At 70.6% G+C, this 15,574-nt stretch carries 15 protein-coding genes and 1 pseudogene; 7 read left to right on the top strand and 9 right to left on the bottom strand.

Features of this window, described 5'->3' with window-relative positions; translation table 11 throughout:
- From ACLEQD_RS19660 to ACLEQD_RS19640, 5 genes and pseudogenes are all read left to right on the top strand, one after another.
- Nucleotides 1-185: pseudogene (locus ACLEQD_RS19660) on the top strand (Sec-independent protein translocase TatB); the annotation flags it as partial.
- A gap of 39 nt (nt 186-224) precedes the next feature.
- Entirely contained in the window at nt 225-1,430 is a 1,206-nt protein-coding gene (gene tatC / locus ACLEQD_RS19655) for a twin-arginine translocase subunit TatC (RefSeq protein ID WP_410385836.1), read from the top strand.
- Between the two features lie 12 nt (nt 1,431-1,442).
- Complete coding sequence (locus ACLEQD_RS19650) at nt 1,443-2,534, top strand: potassium channel family protein (protein WP_410385835.1); 1,092 nt, start codon at nt 1,443-1,445, stop codon at nt 2,532-2,534.
- 380 nt (nt 2,535-2,914) lie between these two features.
- Nucleotides 2,915-3,523, top strand: coding sequence for a hypothetical protein (locus tag ACLEQD_RS19645; RefSeq protein WP_410385834.1), 609 nt, complete (start codon nt 2,915-2,917; stop codon nt 3,521-3,523).
- Nucleotides 3,524-4,164: 641 nt separating this feature from the next.
- Nucleotides 4,165-4,530 (top strand): transglycosylase SLT domain-containing protein, encoded by a 366-nt coding sequence (locus ACLEQD_RS19640; RefSeq protein ID WP_410385833.1) that lies wholly within the window; start codon nt 4,165-4,167, stop codon nt 4,528-4,530.
- A gap of 3 nt (nt 4,531-4,533) precedes the next feature.
- Here the strand turns inward: ACLEQD_RS19640 and ACLEQD_RS19635 are convergent, their stop codons facing one another.
- The 4 genes from ACLEQD_RS19635 to ACLEQD_RS19620 are packed head-to-tail and all read right to left on the bottom strand — an operon-like array spanning nt 4,534 to nt 7,547.
- Nucleotides 4,534-4,776 (bottom strand): hypothetical protein, encoded by a 243-nt coding sequence (locus tag ACLEQD_RS19635; RefSeq protein ID WP_410385832.1) that lies wholly within the window; start codon nt 4,774-4,776, stop codon nt 4,534-4,536.
- Nucleotides 4,734-4,910, bottom strand: a complete 177-nt coding sequence (locus tag ACLEQD_RS19630; protein ID WP_410385831.1) for a hypothetical protein — start codon at nt 4,908-4,910, stop codon at nt 4,734-4,736. The genes ACLEQD_RS19635 and ACLEQD_RS19630 overlap by 43 nt, the downstream gene beginning before the upstream one ends.
- The gene (locus ACLEQD_RS19625; RefSeq protein WP_410385830.1) at nt 4,907-6,253 is read right to left on the bottom strand and encodes an alpha/beta fold hydrolase; all 1,347 of its coding nucleotides are present in this window, start codon (nt 6,251-6,253) and stop codon (nt 4,907-4,909) included. Before ACLEQD_RS19625 ends, ACLEQD_RS19630 begins: the two co-directional genes overlap by 4 nt.
- Before the next feature lie 4 nt (nt 6,254-6,257).
- Nucleotides 6,258-7,547, bottom strand: coding sequence for an O-acetylhomoserine aminocarboxypropyltransferase/cysteine synthase family protein (locus ACLEQD_RS19620; RefSeq protein WP_410385829.1), 1,290 nt, complete (start codon nt 7,545-7,547; stop codon nt 6,258-6,260).
- A gap of 365 nt (nt 7,548-7,912) precedes the next feature.
- On the opposite strand from ACLEQD_RS19620, the gene ACLEQD_RS19615 reads away from it, so the two are divergent.
- Nucleotides 7,913-8,893 (top strand): alpha/beta hydrolase family protein, encoded by a 981-nt coding sequence (locus ACLEQD_RS19615; protein WP_410385828.1) that lies wholly within the window; start codon nt 7,913-7,915, stop codon nt 8,891-8,893.
- Between the two features lie 119 nt (nt 8,894-9,012).
- Here ACLEQD_RS19615 and ACLEQD_RS19610 read toward each other — a convergent pair whose 3' ends face one another.
- Nucleotides 9,013-9,636: a glutathione S-transferase family protein gene (locus ACLEQD_RS19610; protein ID WP_410385827.1), complete on the bottom strand. Its 624-nt coding sequence runs from the start codon at nt 9,634-9,636 to the stop codon at nt 9,013-9,015.
- Between the two features lie 109 nt (nt 9,637-9,745).
- Nucleotides 9,746-10,732, bottom strand: a complete 987-nt coding sequence (locus ACLEQD_RS19605) for a hypothetical protein (protein ID WP_410385826.1) — start codon at nt 10,730-10,732, stop codon at nt 9,746-9,748.
- An 86-nt stretch (nt 10,733-10,818) separates the two neighbouring features.
- Between ACLEQD_RS19605 and ACLEQD_RS19600 the strand changes: the two genes are divergently transcribed.
- Nucleotides 10,819-12,006 (top strand): cytochrome P450, encoded by a 1,188-nt coding sequence (locus tag ACLEQD_RS19600; protein ID WP_410385825.1) that lies wholly within the window; start codon nt 10,819-10,821, stop codon nt 12,004-12,006.
- Between the two features lie 25 nt (nt 12,007-12,031).
- Here ACLEQD_RS19600 and ACLEQD_RS19595 read toward each other — a convergent pair whose 3' ends face one another.
- The 3 genes from ACLEQD_RS19595 to ACLEQD_RS19585 form a co-directional block, all read right to left on the bottom strand.
- Nucleotides 12,032-12,880 carry an aldose epimerase gene (locus ACLEQD_RS19595; protein ID WP_410385824.1) on the bottom strand — a complete coding sequence of 283 codons (849 nt, stop codon included), beginning with the start codon at nt 12,878-12,880 and terminating at the stop codon, nt 12,032-12,034.
- 4 nt (nt 12,881-12,884) lie between these two features.
- Nucleotides 12,885-14,540: an L-glutamate gamma-semialdehyde dehydrogenase gene (pruA, locus tag ACLEQD_RS19590; RefSeq protein WP_410385823.1), complete on the bottom strand. Its 1,656-nt coding sequence runs from the start codon at nt 14,538-14,540 to the stop codon at nt 12,885-12,887.
- A gap of 210 nt (nt 14,541-14,750) precedes the next feature.
- Nucleotides 14,751-15,065, bottom strand: coding sequence for a response regulator (locus tag ACLEQD_RS19585; RefSeq protein ID WP_410385822.1), 315 nt, complete (start codon nt 15,063-15,065; stop codon nt 14,751-14,753).
- Between the last annotated feature and the right edge of the window lie 509 nt (nt 15,066-15,574).

Raw genomic sequence — 15,574 nt, 5'->3', positions numbered from 1 at the left:
CGCTCACCGCGACGCTGGACCCCGCGAGCGTGCCCGCGCCTTCGGAGGCCGCCGTGGACGCAGCCGCGCCCGGCGCCGAACCCAAGGCCGAGGCCGCGGTGGCGCCAGCGCTGGACGAGAACGGCCTTCCGCAACTCGCCCCCATCCCGGGCACGGTGGCGCGCAACGCGCCGAAACGGAGCTGAGCCCTGAACCGCCAAGGGGTTGACCTGTCGGATTTCCGCATGAGCCTGGCGGAGCACCTCACGGAGCTGCGCTCGCGGCTGGTGAAGTGCTCGCTCGCGGTGCTCGTGCTGGGCGCCGTGTCGCTCATCTTCGCCAAGCCCATCTTCGGCGTGCTGATGCGGCCGGTGCTGGACGCGCTGCCCCCGGACGGGCGCTCGCTCGTCTACACATCCGGCATCGAAGAAATCAACGTGCTGATGAAGGTGGGCGTGTACTGCGGCATCTTCCTCACCACGCCCGTCATCCTCTGGCAGATCTGGGGCTTCGTGGCGCCGGGGCTCTACCCGGAGGAGCGCAAGTACGCGTCGCCCTTCGTGGTGCTGGGCTCCGTCGCGTTCATCGTGGGCTCGCTGTTCTGCTACTTCCTGGTGCTGCCCTCCATGTTCAGGTTCCTCCTCAACGAGGAGGAGACGCTCGCGCTGGAGCAGCGCATGGACACGGCGCGCATGGGCGCCGAGGACGCGCTGCGCTTCCTGCGCATTGGCGAGGTGGAGCGCGCCGGCCACGTGGCGAAGGAGACCAGCGCCGCGCTGACCGCCGTGGGCGAGGGCCAGGTGAAGGACCCGCAGGTCGCGTCCGCGAAGAGCGTGGAGCTCACCGCGCGCCTCAAGGGCCTGGGCGACCTCCTGGACGCGGCGGCGGACGGGCTGGGAGTCCCCGCGCGCAGCGTGCTGCGCCAGGCGGTGGAGAAGCGCGTGGAGGCGGTGACGGCCTTCGGCAAGCAGGACTACGTCGCGTCGGAGGCCGCCATGGACCAGGCGGCCAGCCTGCTCGCGGGCGTGGCGCCCACGCGCGCCGAGGAGATGTCCGGCCTGTGGCGGCTGCAGAAGGAGCTGGCCAAGGGCCACGCGGATGCAGAGGCCGCGCGCTGGACGCGCCCCATGCTGACGATGAACGAGCAGCTGTCGCTGGTGCTGCTGCTCATCCTCGCCTTCGGCGTCATCTTCGAATTGCCGCTGGTGATGGCGCTCCTGGGCATCGTCGGGGTGGTGCAGTCCAAGTGGCTCTTCCGCTACCAGCGCCACGCGTTCGTGGTGTGCCTCATCGCCGCGGCGGTGCTGACGCCCACGGGGGACGTGGTGAACCTGTCGCTCATGGCCGGCCCCATGCTGCTCTGCTACGAGCTGGGCGTGCTGGCGGTGTGGCTCATCGAGAAGCGCCGTGCGAAGGCGGAAGCCTCCACGGACATCACCCCGGCGGCGTAGGGCTCCCCGCGCATGAAGAGCCCCGCCGCGCGCCTGATGGTGGACCTGCGGTACCTGCGCGCGCTGTCGCGGAGGTTCCGCAGCACGCTGCTGCTGGCGGCGGTCATCTTCGGGCTGGGGCCGCTCTTGTACCACTGGCGCTACGTGGGGCCGGGTGGGGACGGCATCTCCTACGGAGAGGCGCTGCACCACGTCTACTTCCTGCTCTTCGGGCAGCCGTCGCTGCCGTACGTGAGCGACTGGCTGGTGGAGACGCTCAACATCCTCATCCCGCCGGTCAGCATCGCGCTGGTGGTGGATGGCGTGGTGCGCTTCGCGTACCTCTTCTTCGCGCGGCACAAGAACGACAAGGAGTGGGTCTCCGTGGTGTCCGAAACGATGAAGGGCCACGTCGTGGTGTGCGGCGCGGGGCGCGTGGGCTACCGCGTGGTGACGCAGCTGCGGGAGATGGGCAAGGACGTCGTCGTGGTGGAGAAGCGCGAGGACGCGGCGTTCGTGTCCGCGCTGCGCGACGAGAACGTGCCCCTGCTCATCGACGACACGCGCAGCCCGCTGTGCCTGCCGCGCACGAACGTGAAGAAGGCGTCCGCCATCGTCTGCGCCACGGACGACGACCTGGCGAACCTGAACATCGCGCTGGACGCGCGGCGGCTGAACCCCGGCATCCGCGTGGTCATCCGCCTGTTCGACGACGACCTGGGCGCGAAGGTGCGCGACACGTTCAAGGCGGAGGCCCTGTCCAGCTCCTCGCTGGCCGCGCCCGCCATGGCGCTGGCCGCGTTGGATCCGCGGCTCATCCACTCGTTCCGCATCGGCAAGCACCTGATGGTGGTGTCGCTGTTCGTGGTGCGGGACGGCCTGCCGGGGCTGAACGTGTCCCAGGTGCGGGACCGCTTCGGCGGGCTGGCGCTGTCGCTCATCCGCGGCGACACGGAGACGCTGCACCCCACCGGGGACGTGGTGCTCCAGGCGGGAGACCAGGTCACCATCCAGGCGTCCTATCCGGAGTACTGCGCCCTGCGCGCCTTCACCGGCGAGTCGGACGCGCCGGCGTACGCGGACCACGACAACTTCCTCATGCCCGGGTACCGCTCCACGGGGTGAGCGGCCGCTGCTCGGGTTCGCCCCCAGGGGCAGGACTGCGTTGAGCTCCCCTCCATCACAGGTGCGGCCTCTCCCTCCGGCCTCGGTCGTCCGCGTCGGGTCGCGCTAGAAGCTGACAGGGTGGTGTGGCTCGGCCGTGCGGTCCGGAAGGATGGCCTGCGTCACCTCCGCATGCGCTCAACAGCAGGGTTCCCGAACACAGCAGGTTCGTCAGAAGATGGCGCATCGTTCCTCCCAGGTTGGGAGACGGGACTCGTGAGTCAGGAGCGTCAATGTCGACAGGCCGGACAGCGGAGGGTGGTTACCAGGCAGGAGTGCGGCGCTCGTTCGCGGTGGGCTCGGAGGTGGCCTGGGCCGCCTGGGGCGAGGAAGCGGGACTCATGCGCTGGGTGGGGGCGTGCTCCCAGCCCCTGACGGAAGGGGAGCAGGTCTCGCTGTCGGACGGCACGCGCCTCAAGGTGGTGCGCCGGGTTCCGCCCCGGCAGCTCCGGCTGCGCCTGGAGCATGCGAAGTGGCCCCGGGCTCGCACCGTGCAGCTTCGCGTGCTGCCGTCGGTGCATGGCGTCACCGTCGCGCTCCACGCGGAAGGACTGCCGGACGCGGGCGCACGCGAGGAGACGCTGGGCCGGTGGACGCGTGCATTGGAGAGCTGGGACGCCTTCTCCGGGAGGACCTTGGAAGTGAACCGGGAAGGCCCCCCGAAGCGTGAGCCCCCGGGGAAGAAGGGCGCCAAGAAGCCTCCTGCGTTGGAGGCAGGGCTCGCGAAGCGGGGCGCCGCCGCGCTGAAGAAGCATGGCCCCGCGCGCGGAACGAAGCAGGCCGCGGCCACGAAGCAGCCCCGCGTGGCGGAGAAGTCCGCGCCCGCGAAAAAGGCCGTGGCCACGAAGAAGTCCGCGCCCGCGAAGAAGACCGTGGCGAGGAAGCAGGCCCGCGCGATGAAGAAGTCCGCGCCCGCGAAGAAGGCTGTCCGCGCGAAGCAGGCCCGATAGCGGGCTCTGGGTGGTGACCGCGGTTCGTGAGCCGATGACTCCAGTCACCAGGGACGAGGCGCGCTGAGCGCACCGCGCCTCGTGCTTCCCCTGGGACATCAAGCACCTGGCTTGCGGTGGAGGTCCTCCAAGGGGCTGGCATGTCTCCTGCTGTAGGTGTTCCTCGTCAGCAGCACACCACTCTCGAGGAAATTCTCCATGGCCCTCTCGCCCGTCTCCAGCCGCCCCGCTTCCTCCCGCATCCCCTCCCAGGACTTCGCCGCCCGCCCGGATGCCGTGTCCGGCGCCCGCGTGCAGGGTGGCGGCTGCCAGAAGCCCGGGGCGGGCTTCGCGTCCCAGTTCCAGCAGGATGGCTTCAGCGCGGGCCCCGCGAAGGGCGCTCAGTTCAAGCAGTTCATGGAGGGGCTCGGCGAGGTGGTGAAGGAGCTGCAGCAGCTCGTCCAGATGCTCCAGCCCGCGCTGAGCGGTGGCGCTGCCTCCGCGGACGGCGTGGACGGAGCCCAGGCCCCGGCGGGCGTGTCCGGCGCGTCGGGCGCGTCGGCGCGGACGCCTCGTCGAGCACGGGCGGCACGGGCGGCGCGTCCGGCGCGGGTGACTCGTTCCAGGCCGGCTCCGCTCAGTCGGCTGGCGCCACGGGCGACATGCCGAAGGGCGAGGTGGGTGACTGGATCAAGCAGGCCATGGAGATCCTCAAGGCCGCGGGCGTCCCGGTGGACAAGATGAACCCCCAGGACATCGCGAAGATCATCGAGCACGAGTCCAGCGGCAACCCGAACGCCATCAACCTCACGGACCAGAACGCGAAGGACGGCCACCCGTCCATCGGCCTGATGCAGACCATCCAGCCCACGTTCGACGCGTTCAAGCTCCCGGGCCACGACAACATCCGCAACCCGGTGGACAACATCATCGCGGCCGTGCGGTACGCGGTGGACCGCTACGGCTCGGTGTCCAACACCCCGGGCATCCAGGCGATGAACGGCGGCAGCGGCTACGTCGGCTACTGAGCCTCACTGCCCCCGCACCAGGCTGGCGCCATCCAGCGCGCGGCGCGCGGGCTCCAGCAGCGACGCCAGCGTGCGCGCTCCGTCCGCCTCCACCGACGTGGAGCCCGGGGGCGCGCCCAGCCGGCGCTCGGCCTCCTCCAGCATCAACAGGCCCCGCGCGAGCAGCCCGTCCAGCTCCTGCCGAGCCAGCGTGGAGTTGCCCTTCAACGCGATGGACAGCGCGGACTCCAGCCCGCCGCGAGCCACGGCGGCGACGACACGATGGCGGCGCGCGTGCTGCCCGCGTCGCGGCGCGACAGGTGCGTGGCCACGGACGCGAGTCCCTGGGCGGTATCGAGCAGGACGGGAGCGTAACGGGTGATGCTCACAGGGGCGGTCATGAGGTCTTCCGGGCGCGGACGCCGGCAGGGGAGGAAAGGCGGGCATCGCGACCCACGCCCGGAGGCAGGGCCAGCGCGCGAATCAACAGGGGCGCGAGCGCGTCCCATTCGATGAGGAAGCCGTCGTGGCCGTGCACGCTGCACAGGACCGCGTACTCGGCATGCAGTCCCTGTGCGCGCAGGCGCCGGGACAGGTTCTTCATGTGCTCGGGAGGAAAGAGGACGTCCCGGTCGATGCCGATGGTCAACGTGCTCGCGCGGATGCGGTCCACGCCGGGACCGCCGTTGGGCGTCGGCACGCGCGTGAGGTCGTGGTGGTCCATGACGCCCAGCAGCGCCAGGTAGGAGCGGGCATCGAAGCGCGCCTCCAGCTTCGCGCCCTGGTGCTCCAGGTAGCTCTCCACCGGGTACAGCGTGCGCGACGACCACGCCCGCGGACGCGGCTGGAGCGCGTCCAGTCCGGCCTCCGCGCGATAGGTGAGCGTCGCCAGCTGGCGCGCCAGCTCCAGGCCGCGCCGGGGGGACTCGGGATACTCCGGGTCGAGCAGAAGCGCCTGCCGGGCCACGTGGTTCCAGCCCACCACCCACGCGGACGCGGCCTCCGCCGTGGCGATGGGCACCATGCGCTGGAAGCGCTCCGGCGCGAGCGCCGCCAGGCACAGCACCACCATGCCGCCCAGCGAACCGCCGGTGACGAGCGCCACCTCGTCCACGCCCAGCGCGTCCAGCGCCGCGAGGATGGAGCGCGCCTGGTCCCACGGCGTAATCGTCGCGGGCAGGCTCCGCTCGTCCTGACGCAGGTCGCCCTTGGGCAGCACTGGCGACGGGCCGAAGCGCGTGTCGTCGGTGCGCTGCGGGAAGCCTTCGTCCGCGGGACCGAAGGTGCCGTAGCAGGAGCCCAGGTTGTTGAAGCACAGCAGCCGCACGCGTGAAGGGTCCAGCGGCCGGCCGTGCCCGATGACGGGCTCCCACCAGCCGCCTTCACCTCCGGCGTGCATGTCCCCGGTGAGCGCGTGCACCAGCAGCACGGTGGGCACCGCGTCCGGCGTGCGGCGGGGCCCGGTGCGGCGCGCGTCGCGCAGCTCGGCGGCCGTGTCGCGAAGTTCGGAGGCGGTCCTCCGCACCACGCGCAGCCGGCCTGCGCGCGTCGCTTCCTCGGAGTGCACGCGGGCGCGGGACTGCAACCACGCGAGGTCCTCCGGGGGGCCCCACCACCAGCCGCGCACGAGGTGGGGCGCCACGCGGGCGCCGGCCTCCAGCGGCAGGTCCGGCAGCGACAGGTCGAAGACGCGCGGGGTCTCCGCGCGCGGGGGCACTTCCTGGCCAGGCCTCACGGGTCGCATGGCGTCAGGCCGCGCTCAGGGCCTGGTCCAGGTCGGCCAGGATGTCGTCCAGGTGCTCCAGGCCCACGGACAGGCGCACCAGGTCGTCGGTGACGCCCGTGCTGGCGCGCTCCTCCGGGCTGAGCTGTTCGTGCGTGGTGGACGCGGGGTGGATGATGAGCGAGCGCGTGTCTCCGATGTTCGCGAGCAGGCTCCACAGCTTCACGCCGTCAATCACCTTGCGCCCGGCGGACAGGCCGCCCTTCACGCCGAAGGTGACGAGCCCGCCGAAGCCGCCCTGGAGGTACTTCTTCGCGTTGGGGAACGCGGGGTCGTCCTCCAGGCCCGGGTAGCGCACCCACTCCACCTTCTTGTGCTGCTTCAGCCACTTCGCCACCGCGAGCGCGTTCTGTGAGTGGCGCTCCAGCCTCAGCCGCAGCGTCTCCAGGCCCAGGATGAACGCGTGCGCGTTGAAGGGGCTGAGCGCGGGGCCCAGGTCGCGCAGGCCCTCCAGCCGGGCCTTGAGGATGAAGGCCGCGGGGCCGAAGGACTCTCGCAGGCGCAGGCCGTGGTAGCCGGGGTTGGGCTCGGTGAGCTCCGGGAACCTGCCGTTCTCCCAGGGGAAGTTGCCGCCGTCCACGATGACGCCGCCAATGGAGGTGCCGTGGCCGCCGATGTACTTCGTCGCGCTGTGCAGCACGATGTTCGCGCCGTGGCGCAGCGGGTTGAAGAGGGCGGGGGACAGCGCGGTGTTGTCCACGAAGAGAGGCAGGCCCGCCTCGCGCGCCACGGCGCCGATGGCGTCGAAGTCCGGCACGTCCAGGCGCGGGTTGCCCAGGGACTCCAGGTAGAGCGCCTTCGTCTTCGGCCCGATGGCCTGACGGAACGCCTCCGGGTTGCCCGCGTCCACGAACTTCGTGGTGATGCCCAGGCGCGCGAGCGTCACCTTGAAGAGGTTGTACGTGCCGCCATAGAGGCTGGCGCCGGAGACGATCTCATCCCCCGTCTTCAGGATGTTGAGGATGCCGAGCGTCTGCGCGGCCTGACCGGACGCGACCGCGAGCGCCCCGACGCCACCTTCGAGCGCGGCGATGCGCTTCTCGAAGACGTCCGTCGTGGGGTTCATGATGCGCGTGTAGATGTTGCCGAACTCCTTGAGGCCGAAGAGGGCGGCGGCGTGGTCCGCGTCGCGGAAGCGGTAGCTGGTCGTCTGGTAGATGGGCACCGCGCGAGCGCCGGTGGTGGGGTCGGGCGAGTAGCCGGCGTGCAGCGCGAGCGTGTCGGGGTGCAGCGGGCGTTCGTTGGGCGTGCTCATGGCAAGGGACTCCTGTTCGCGTCGCTCCGGAGGGAGCGCGCGTGCGTGAAGGCAGACGGGTGGTGGGGACGTCAGGGCACTGCGGGCGGTGGGGAGGACTTCAGGACACGGTGGGCGCTGCGACGCTCCTCGGCAGGGGTGCGAGAGCGGAGGCCCGGAACGACGAAGCCCACCGACCCTCGCGGGTGGGTGGGCTCCGGTTGGCTCGCCAGGGGCAGGCTGTGCGTCAGCCGGCCGCGGCGGGCTTGGGCCCACCCGGAACAGGCATCGAACACATGCACATGGCGGAGGTGACGAACATTCTGCGAGAAGAAGTAGATGCGAAGGCGTGAGCTGTCAAGCCACCCTCCGGAACGGAGTCGCGCATGTCGCGAGCCCGTGACGTAACGCTGCTCCGTATTCCCAACACGATGATGCCTTCGCGAAGTGTCCTCCTCTCCAGCCTGCTGGCCTGCCTCTTCGTCGGGGCCTGCTCCAAGCCCGCGCCGCCCACGTCCGTGAACCTTCGAAAGACCTTCCGCACGCAGTTGCAGGTGGAGCCCTCGCAGCGAATCCCCGCGCCCACGCCGCCGAAGGAGCTGTTCGAGCGGGTGCGCTATCCCGCGCCGCTGGGCAGCAACGCGGCCTACGTCACGCCCGTGCGCGAGGGAGCGAAGCGGCCAGCGGTGGTGTGGATCCACGGCGGCATGGACTTCGGGCTCGACGACTTCGCGTGGGCGCCTTCGCCCCGGAGCAATGATCAGAGCGCGCGGGCCTTCCGTGAGGCCGGGCTGGTGTTGATGCTGCCTTCGTTGCGCGGGTCGGACGACAACCCCGGAGCGCGCGAGTACTTCCTGGGCGAGGTGGATGACGTGGTGGCCGCCATTGACTTCGTGGCGCAGCGCCCGGACGTGGACCCCGCGCGCATCTACGTGGCGGGGCACAGCACGGGAGGCACGGTGGCGTTGATGGCCGCGGTGCTGTCACCGCGCTTGAAGGGGGCCTACGTGTTCGGCCCGGTGCACGACGTGTCCGAGTACGCGGCCTATGTCCCGCTGCTGGGGCAGGCCCGTGGGCCGGAGCTGTGGATGCGCAACCCGGTGAGCTACGTGGAGCACCTGCGCGTGCCCACGCAGGTCATCGAGGGCTCGGACCACGGCAACATGGATGCGTTCGAACCGCTGCGCGTGGCGGCGAAGGGCGCGCCGTTGTCGTTCCTCGCCGTGCCGGGCGCCACGCACTTCAGCGTGCTCGCGCCCGTGACGGAGCTGCTGGCGAAGCGGCTCATGGAGGCGAAGGCGGACGCGCCCACGGTGCGGCTCACGGATGCGGAGGTCCGTCAGGCCGTGGCCGCGGAAGCGGAGTGACCTGCGACAGCGCGTGACGTGCGATGCGCGGTGCAAGGCTTCGGTGCCAGCGTGATGTCTGAACGGTGCAGCGCACCCTCGTTGGCCCACGCGCGCGTTCGGAGTGCAGCGCTCCTGCTTCAGGCCACGTGCGCGTTCGCGGAGTAGGGCGGCACGGGGCCCAGAAAGCCAGGCTGGGCCCTCACGCGCTCCAGCCACGCGGACACGGACGGGTAGGGCGCGAGGTCCACGCCCGCCTCCGGCGCCAGGTGCGTGTACGCGAAGAGGCAGAGGTCCGCGACGGTGTAGCGGTCGTCCACCAGGAACGTGCGCCGGCCCAGGTGCCGCTCCAGCGCGGACAGCGCGCGCTCGGTGTTCTGCACGCGATTGCGGAGCACTTCGGACCCCGGTGACTGCCGGCCCGTGAGGAGCCAGTAGCGCGCGGTGCCCAGGTTGGGCTCCACTGCGTTCTGTTCGAAGAACATCCACTGGTGCACCTGTGCCCGCGCGAAGCGGTCCTCGGGCATCAGTCGCGTGCCCTCCGCGAGGAACAACAGGATGGCGTTGGACTCCGCGAGGAACCGCCCGGGCTCTGGCTCCAGCACAGGGATGCGGCCGTCCGGGTTCTTCACGTGGAAGTCCGCTGTGTGGCTTTCCCCCGCGAAGATGTCCACCGGCACCAGCTCGTACGCGAGGCCCAGTTGCTTCAGCAGCGTGCGGACCTTGTAGCCGTTCGCGGAAGGCAGATAGTCGTAGAGGCGCATCCAGGCTCCAGCAAGAGGATGCGCGCGACGCTATCGACCGGCTTTCTGCCCTCGCACTCCGCTTCTTGCGATGGAATCACCGCGAGAAGCGGAGCGGGGAAGGCAGCCGTTACTGCGCGGTGGCCTCGTTCCAGACTTCCGTGACGCGGCCCACCTGGTCGAAGGCGCAGTGCTGCGCTCCCGCGATGACCTTGTCGTTCACCGGGAACTGTAGGCCGGTGAGGTACTGCTCAGCAGCCTGGATGTCCTGGAGCAGGTAATCCTGGTCGCCGTACGTGAAGTAGAACTTCGTGCCCGCGCGCAGCGCCGCGTTCGACGCGTCCCAGTCCATGTTGCCTGACCACGGCTTCTCACCACCGCAGCTCAGCGCGTAGACGCCCGGGAAGCGGTCGCCGTAGCGCGGCAGGAAGCTGGCCGTCAGCTGGATGCTGCCGCCCGACGAGCCGCCGAAGAGGATGGGGCCGTCCTGGATGTCCCAACCCTTGCGCAGCGCCTCGATGAGCGACACCAGCTCCGCCGCGTTCTTGCCCTCGAGGTCGCGCTCCGTCAGTGGCACCCCCTCCTTGGGGCAGCTCGTGTACTCCGGCTTCACCCACCACGCGCACTTGTTGGGCGCGAGCGCCGTCACGTAGAGCGTGTTGTGCCCGTACGTCCAACCGCCGTGCGTGTACAGCGAGCGCGGGTTGCTGCCGGTGTACACAGCCGCGCCGTCGCCGTGCAGGTAGATGGCCAGCCGCATGGGCCCGGGCGCGATGCCCTGCTTCGGCTCGATGAGCTTCACCTCCGTCGCGCCCACCTGCGCCACGCAGTACGTCAGCGTGCCCGCGTCCGTGCTCACCGTGCCCGTCTTGCTGCACGCGAGCTTGCCGGAGCCGTGCGAGCTCGTGCCCGCATCCACGTCCGTCCCGGCGTCCGTGCCTGCATCCATCCCCGCGTCCGTGCCCGCATCCACGTCGGTGCCGGCATCCGCGTCCGTGCCCGCATCACGGCCCGCGTCGGCGGTGGGGGTGCCCGAGTCCGGCGTGACTTCGTCGGGGTCGTCGGAGCACGCGGACAGACCGAGGGCGAGAGCGGCGGCGAGCAGGATGCGGGACATGGTGACTCGAAGGAGGGGAGGCGGCGCCTCTGTTCAGCAGCCAGTATACCGGGTATAGATTTCCAGCCAGGAAAGGAAATTCCTCCATGACTGAACGCGTGAACCTGATGGCCCCGGAGGTCCGGGCGAATCCCTACCCCGTCTACGCGGAGCTGCGCCGCACCGCGCCGGTGTGTCAGGTGGAGCCCGGCGGACTCTGGGCCCTCACGCGCTTCGAGGACGTGGCCGCGGCCTTCAAGAACCCGCAGGTCTTCTCCTCCGCGGGGGTGCGCACCACCACCGCGCCGCCGTGGCTGGGCCACAACCCGTTCTCCGAGTCGATGATCGTCATGGACCCGCCGCGCCACATGCGGCTGCGCACGCTGGTGAGCCGCGCGTGGACGCCCGCGGCGGTGAACCGGCTGGAGCCGCGCATCCGGAGCTTCGCGCAGACGCTGGCGGAGCGGCTGTCCCCGGAGCGCGAGGTGGACTTCGTGGACGCCTTCGCCATGCCGCTGCCCGCCAGCGTGATTGGCGAGCTCTTCGCCTTGGACCCCACCATGACGGCCCGCTACAAGCGCTGGTCGGTGGACCTGTCCAGCGTGTCCGGCACGACGGAGAAGGACACCCACCGGCACGAGTCCATCAAGGCCACCGTGCGCGAGATGGAGGACTACCTGTCCGACGTCGTCGCCGAGCGCCGCCGCCACCCGCAGGACGACATGGTGTCGGACCTGGTGAAGACGCGCGTGGACGGCGAGGCGCTCTCCGACGCGGAGCTGATGAGCTTCCTGTTCCTCCTGGTGGTGGCGGGGCTGGAGACCACCGTGCAGCTCGTCAGCCACAGCGTGCGCCTGTTGATGGAGCAGCCGCACCTGGTGGCCCGCCTGCGCGAGAACCCGTCGCAGGTGGGGCGCTTCGTGGAGGAGGTGCTGCGCTACGAGCCCTCCGTGCACGGCCTGGTGCGCGTCACCACCCAGGCCACGGAGGTGGCGGGCGTGGTGATTCCGGAGGGCGCGCGCGTGGCGCTGATGATCGGCTCCGCGTGCCGCGACGGCGAGCGCTTCAAGGACCCGGACACCTTCGACATGGACCGCGAGGGCGTGAACAACATGCCCTTCGGCCACGGCATCCACTTCTGCCTGGGCGCGCCGCTGGCCCGGCTGGAGGCGCGCGTGGGGCTGGAGGTGCTGCTGTCCCGCTTCACGCGCTTCACGCCCACGGGCCCGGTGAAGTGGAACACCTCCCTCACCGTGCGCGGCCCGCTGAGCCTGCCCCTCATCCCGCACGCCTGAAGCGCGCGGGACGAAGGGCCGTGCCTCACGCCTCGATGTCGAACGCGAGCGACACGCGCTCGCCCGGGGCCACGTGCAACAGCCCCTCGCCGGTGGCCAGCGCCCCGGCGGCGGCCGTCCACGGCTCCACGCAGACGAAGTCCTTCCCCTGGAGCGTCCACACCACGAGCATGCGGAACTCCTGGCTCCACGACAGCTTCACGGGGGACAGGCCGGGGCCCCGCTCCAGCACCGTGCCCGGCGCCGAGTGGTCACGCAGGTGCATGTCCACCTCCTGCGCCGTGAGGTCCAGGCCCGTGAAGGGCACCTCGTGCTTCGCGCGGTTGTCCCACGCGTGCGTGGCGTCCGTCTCCACGCGCGCCCGCGCCTTCTGACCCTGCGGCACCCGGAAGTACGGGTGGTAGCCCAGGTGCAGCGGCAGGGGCCGCGTGTCCCGGTTCTCCAAATCAAAGTCCAGCGTGAGCCTGCGCCCCGTGAGCGAGAACGCCAGCTGCGCGTCGAAGGCCCACGGGTACTGGCGCAGCGTCTCCTCCGACGACGTCAGCCCCAGCACCAGCAGGGACTCTTCCGCCTGGCGCACCGTCCACGGCAGCTTCCGCGCGAAGCCGTGCTGCGGCAGCGAGTACGCCTTGCGGTCCGCCGGATAGGTGTCCCCGGGCAGGGGACCGGCGTTGGGAAAGAGCACGGGGATGCCCCCGCGCACGCTCTTCGTGAGGTCGGCGACGGTGCCCTCGTCCAGATAGAGCACGTCCTCGCCGTCCACCACCATGCGCGTGACGAGCGCGCCGCGCGTGGGAATGACCTCCACGCGGCAGCCGCCGTCCTCCAGCGCGTAGGTGTCCAGCCCCGCGATGCCCGGGAACGGTCCGCTCATGGAACTAGAGGGCCCCTTCCTTCGGGTCGCTGTCCATGAACGGGTAGGGGACCTTCACGGGCGGCGCGAAGTTCTCCTTGATGGTGCGCGGGCTGCTCCAGCGGAACAGGTTGATCATCGACCCGGACTTGTCGTTGGTGCCCGAGGCCCGGCTGCCGCCGAAGGGCTGCTGGCCCACCACCGCGCCCGTGGGCTTGTCGTTGATGTAGAAGTTGCCCGCCGCGCTGCGCAGGCCGCTCATCATCTGCTCGATGACCTTGCGGTCGCGCGCGAAGATGGCGCCGGTCAGCGCGTACGCCGCGGACTGGTCGCACTCCTTCAGCGTCTCCTCGAACTTCGCGTCCGGGTAGACGTACACGCCCACGAGCGGCGCGAAGATCTCCTCCGTCATGATGCGGTGGCGCGGGTTCGTGCACTGCACCAGCGTGGGCTGCACGAAGTAGCCCTCGCTCTTGTCCGTGCCGCCGCCCGCGACGAGGGTCGCGTCGCCGCCGGACTTCGCCAGCTCGATGTACGAGGACACCTTCTTGAACGAGCGCTCGTCGATGACCGCGCCCATGAAGTTCCGGAAGTCCGCCACGTCGCCCATCTTGATTTCACCGATGAGCGCCTGGAGGCGGGGCTTCAGCTTGCCCCACAGGGACTCCGGCACGTAGACGCGGCTGGCCGCGCTGCACTTCTGGCCCTGGTACTCGTAGCCGCCGCGCACGATGGCGACCGCGAGCGCCTCCAGGTCGTCCGCCGCGGACGCGTGCGCGAAGATGAAGTCCTTGCCGCCCGTCTCACCCACCAGCCGCGGGTACTGCTTGTAGCGGCCGACGTTCTCTCCCACCGTCTTCCACAGGCTGTTGAACGTGGGCGTGGAGCCGGTGAAGTGGATGCCGCCCAGGTGGGGGCTGGCCAGCACCGGGTTGCCCACCGTGGGGCCGTCGCCGGGCAGCATGTTGATGACGCCGTCGGGCAGGCCCGCCTCGCGCAACAGCTCCAGGCCGTACCACGCGCTCAGCGCCTGCGTGGAGGACGGCTTCCAGAGCACCACGTTGCCCATGATGGCGGGCGACACGCAGAGGTTCAGCGCGATGGAGGTGAAGTTGAACGGCGCGATGGCGAAGACGAACCCGTCCAGCGGCCGGTAGTCCGTCATGTTCCACGTCTGTGGCGAGCTCTCCGGCTGGATGGCCAGGATCTGCTGCGCGAAGTGGACGTTGTAGCGCAGGAAGTCGATGAGCTCGCACGCCGCGTCGATCTCCGCCTGGTGCGCCGTCTTGGACTGGCCCAGCATGGAGGACGCGTTGAGCAGCGGGCGGTAGCGCGTGGTGAGCAGCTCCGCGGCGCGCAGGAAGATGGCCGCTCTCGCGTGGAAGGGCATCCGCGCCCAGTCCTCCTTCACGCTCATGGCGTTCTGGATGGCCTGCTCCACGTGGCCCGCGTCGGCCTCGTGCAGGGTGGCCAGCACGTGCTGGTGCCGGTGCGGCATGCGCACGGTGTCCGTCTTGGCGGACTTCACGTGCTTGCCGCCGATGACGACGGGGATGTCGATGCGCTCCCCGCTCATGCGCTTGAGGGTGGACTGGAGCTCCGCGCGCTCGGGGGTGCCGGGGGCGTAGGAGAGGACGGGCTCGTTCTTGGGAGCCGGGACGCGGGGAATGGCGTTGAGCACGCGAGCACCTCGGGACGTGGGGAAAGAAAGGTGGGCAAGGTATAGCCCTCCCCGTGTCCCAGGTCAGTGTCAGAAGCGTGTGGCGTCCGCGCCGCGACACAGGCGCGGGCCTGGACGGCCGTCCGGCTCAGCCCTCGCCCGCGGCCTTGGCGGTGTCGCCCCGCGTGCGCTGCAGCACGGCATGAAGCTGGGCGATGAGGTACGGCGGCTTCACCGGCTTGACCAGGTACGCGTCCGGCTGGGCTGCCCGGGCTCCAGGTCCGTGCGCGGCGCGTAGCCGCTGACGAACACCACCGGCAGGTGCGCCAGGGCCGGCTCGGCGCGCACGCGGCGGCACAGCTCGTAGCCGTCGATGCCCTCCATGTTCACGTCCGACAGGAGCACGTCCGGCGGCTGCGTCCGCGCGTGCGCGAGCCCCGTCTCCCCATCCGCCGCCACCGTGCAGTCGAACTCACCCGACAAGAGCAGCCGGAGCGTCTCGCGCATGGTCCAGGAGTTCTCCACGATGAGGACCTTGGGCTTCACGGTGCATCGACTCCCGGGGCGGCAACGGCGGACGGCAAGGGGGACCGGCGTGCACAGCATCCCCCCGCCGTGCGCACCGGGCAAGAGGTCCCCCTTCACCCGTGAGAATTCGCGAAAGCCTCCACCTCACGGGTTTGCCCCCAACGCCCTAGGACTCGGGTGGCGGATTCACGAGGCCCCGCCGGGAAACCTCGGAGTCCGGCTCCTCGTCGCCCCGCGCCTCGCGCTCGGGCACCTCTTCGTCCTGCCATTCCCCGCCGCGCTCCACCTCCGCCTCCCAGCGCGTCTCCTCCAGCGGGCTGGGGTTGACGTCCTCCCGGGAGGCGCGCGGGAGCGCTCCCGGGCCAGCTCGGCGGCGCCGCGGTCCAGCGCGTCCTCCAGCTGTCCCCGGTTGCGCGGCTGGAAGTTCTTGGAGTCCTTGTCCGAAGCCATGGTGTCACCTCCGACGGGAAGGTGGGCCGCGCGGGGGCGGGCGGGCAATGACGGCCCGTGCGCGGGCCGCCTGCCCG

Origin of the sequence: Corallococcus sp. 4LFB (assembly GCF_046520365.1) — a bacterium.
GTDB classification, from domain to species: Bacteria; Myxococcota; Myxococcia; order Myxococcales; family Myxococcaceae; genus Corallococcus; species Corallococcus caeni.
This window is presented reverse-complemented; position numbering and strand designations above follow the sequence as displayed.

Excerpts from the sequence above, each read along its gene's own strand:
- ACLEQD_RS19650 (WP_410385835.1), top strand. The coding sequence starts at position 1,443 with ATGAAGAGCCCCGCCGCGCGCCTGATGGTGGACCTGCGGTACCTGCGC.
- ACLEQD_RS19645 (WP_410385834.1), top strand. The coding sequence starts at position 2,915 with ATGCGCTGGGTGGGGGCGTGCTCCCAGCCCCTGACGGAAGGGGAGCAG.
- ACLEQD_RS19605 (WP_410385826.1), bottom strand. The coding sequence starts at position 10,732 with ATGTCCCGCATCCTGCTCGCCGCCGCTCTCGCCCTCGGTCTGTCCGCG.
- ACLEQD_RS19615 (WP_410385828.1), top strand. The coding sequence starts at position 7,913 with ATGTCGCGAGCCCGTGACGTAACGCTGCTCCGTATTCCCAACACGATG.
- ACLEQD_RS19610 (WP_410385827.1), bottom strand. The coding sequence starts at position 9,636 with ATGCGCCTCTACGACTATCTGCCTTCCGCGAACGGCTACAAGGTCCGC.
- ACLEQD_RS19625 (WP_410385830.1), bottom strand. The coding sequence starts at position 6,253 with ATGCGACCCGTGAGGCCTGGCCAGGAAGTGCCCCCGCGCGCGGAGACC.
- ACLEQD_RS19595 (WP_410385824.1), bottom strand. The coding sequence starts at position 12,880 with ATGAGCGGACCGTTCCCGGGCATCGCGGGGCTGGACACCTACGCGCTG.
- tatC (WP_410385836.1), top strand. The coding sequence starts at position 225 with ATGAGCCTGGCGGAGCACCTCACGGAGCTGCGCTCGCGGCTGGTGAAG.
- ACLEQD_RS19620 (WP_410385829.1), bottom strand. The coding sequence starts at position 7,547 with ATGAGCACGCCCAACGAACGCCCGCTGCACCCCGACACGCTCGCGCTG.
- ACLEQD_RS19600 (WP_410385825.1), top strand. The coding sequence starts at position 10,819 with ATGACTGAACGCGTGAACCTGATGGCCCCGGAGGTCCGGGCGAATCCC.
- ACLEQD_RS19640 (WP_410385833.1), top strand. The coding sequence starts at position 4,165 with ATGCCGAAGGGCGAGGTGGGTGACTGGATCAAGCAGGCCATGGAGATC.
- ACLEQD_RS19630 (WP_410385831.1), bottom strand. The coding sequence starts at position 4,910 with ATGACCGCCCCTGTGAGCATCACCCGTTACGCTCCCGTCCTGCTCGAT.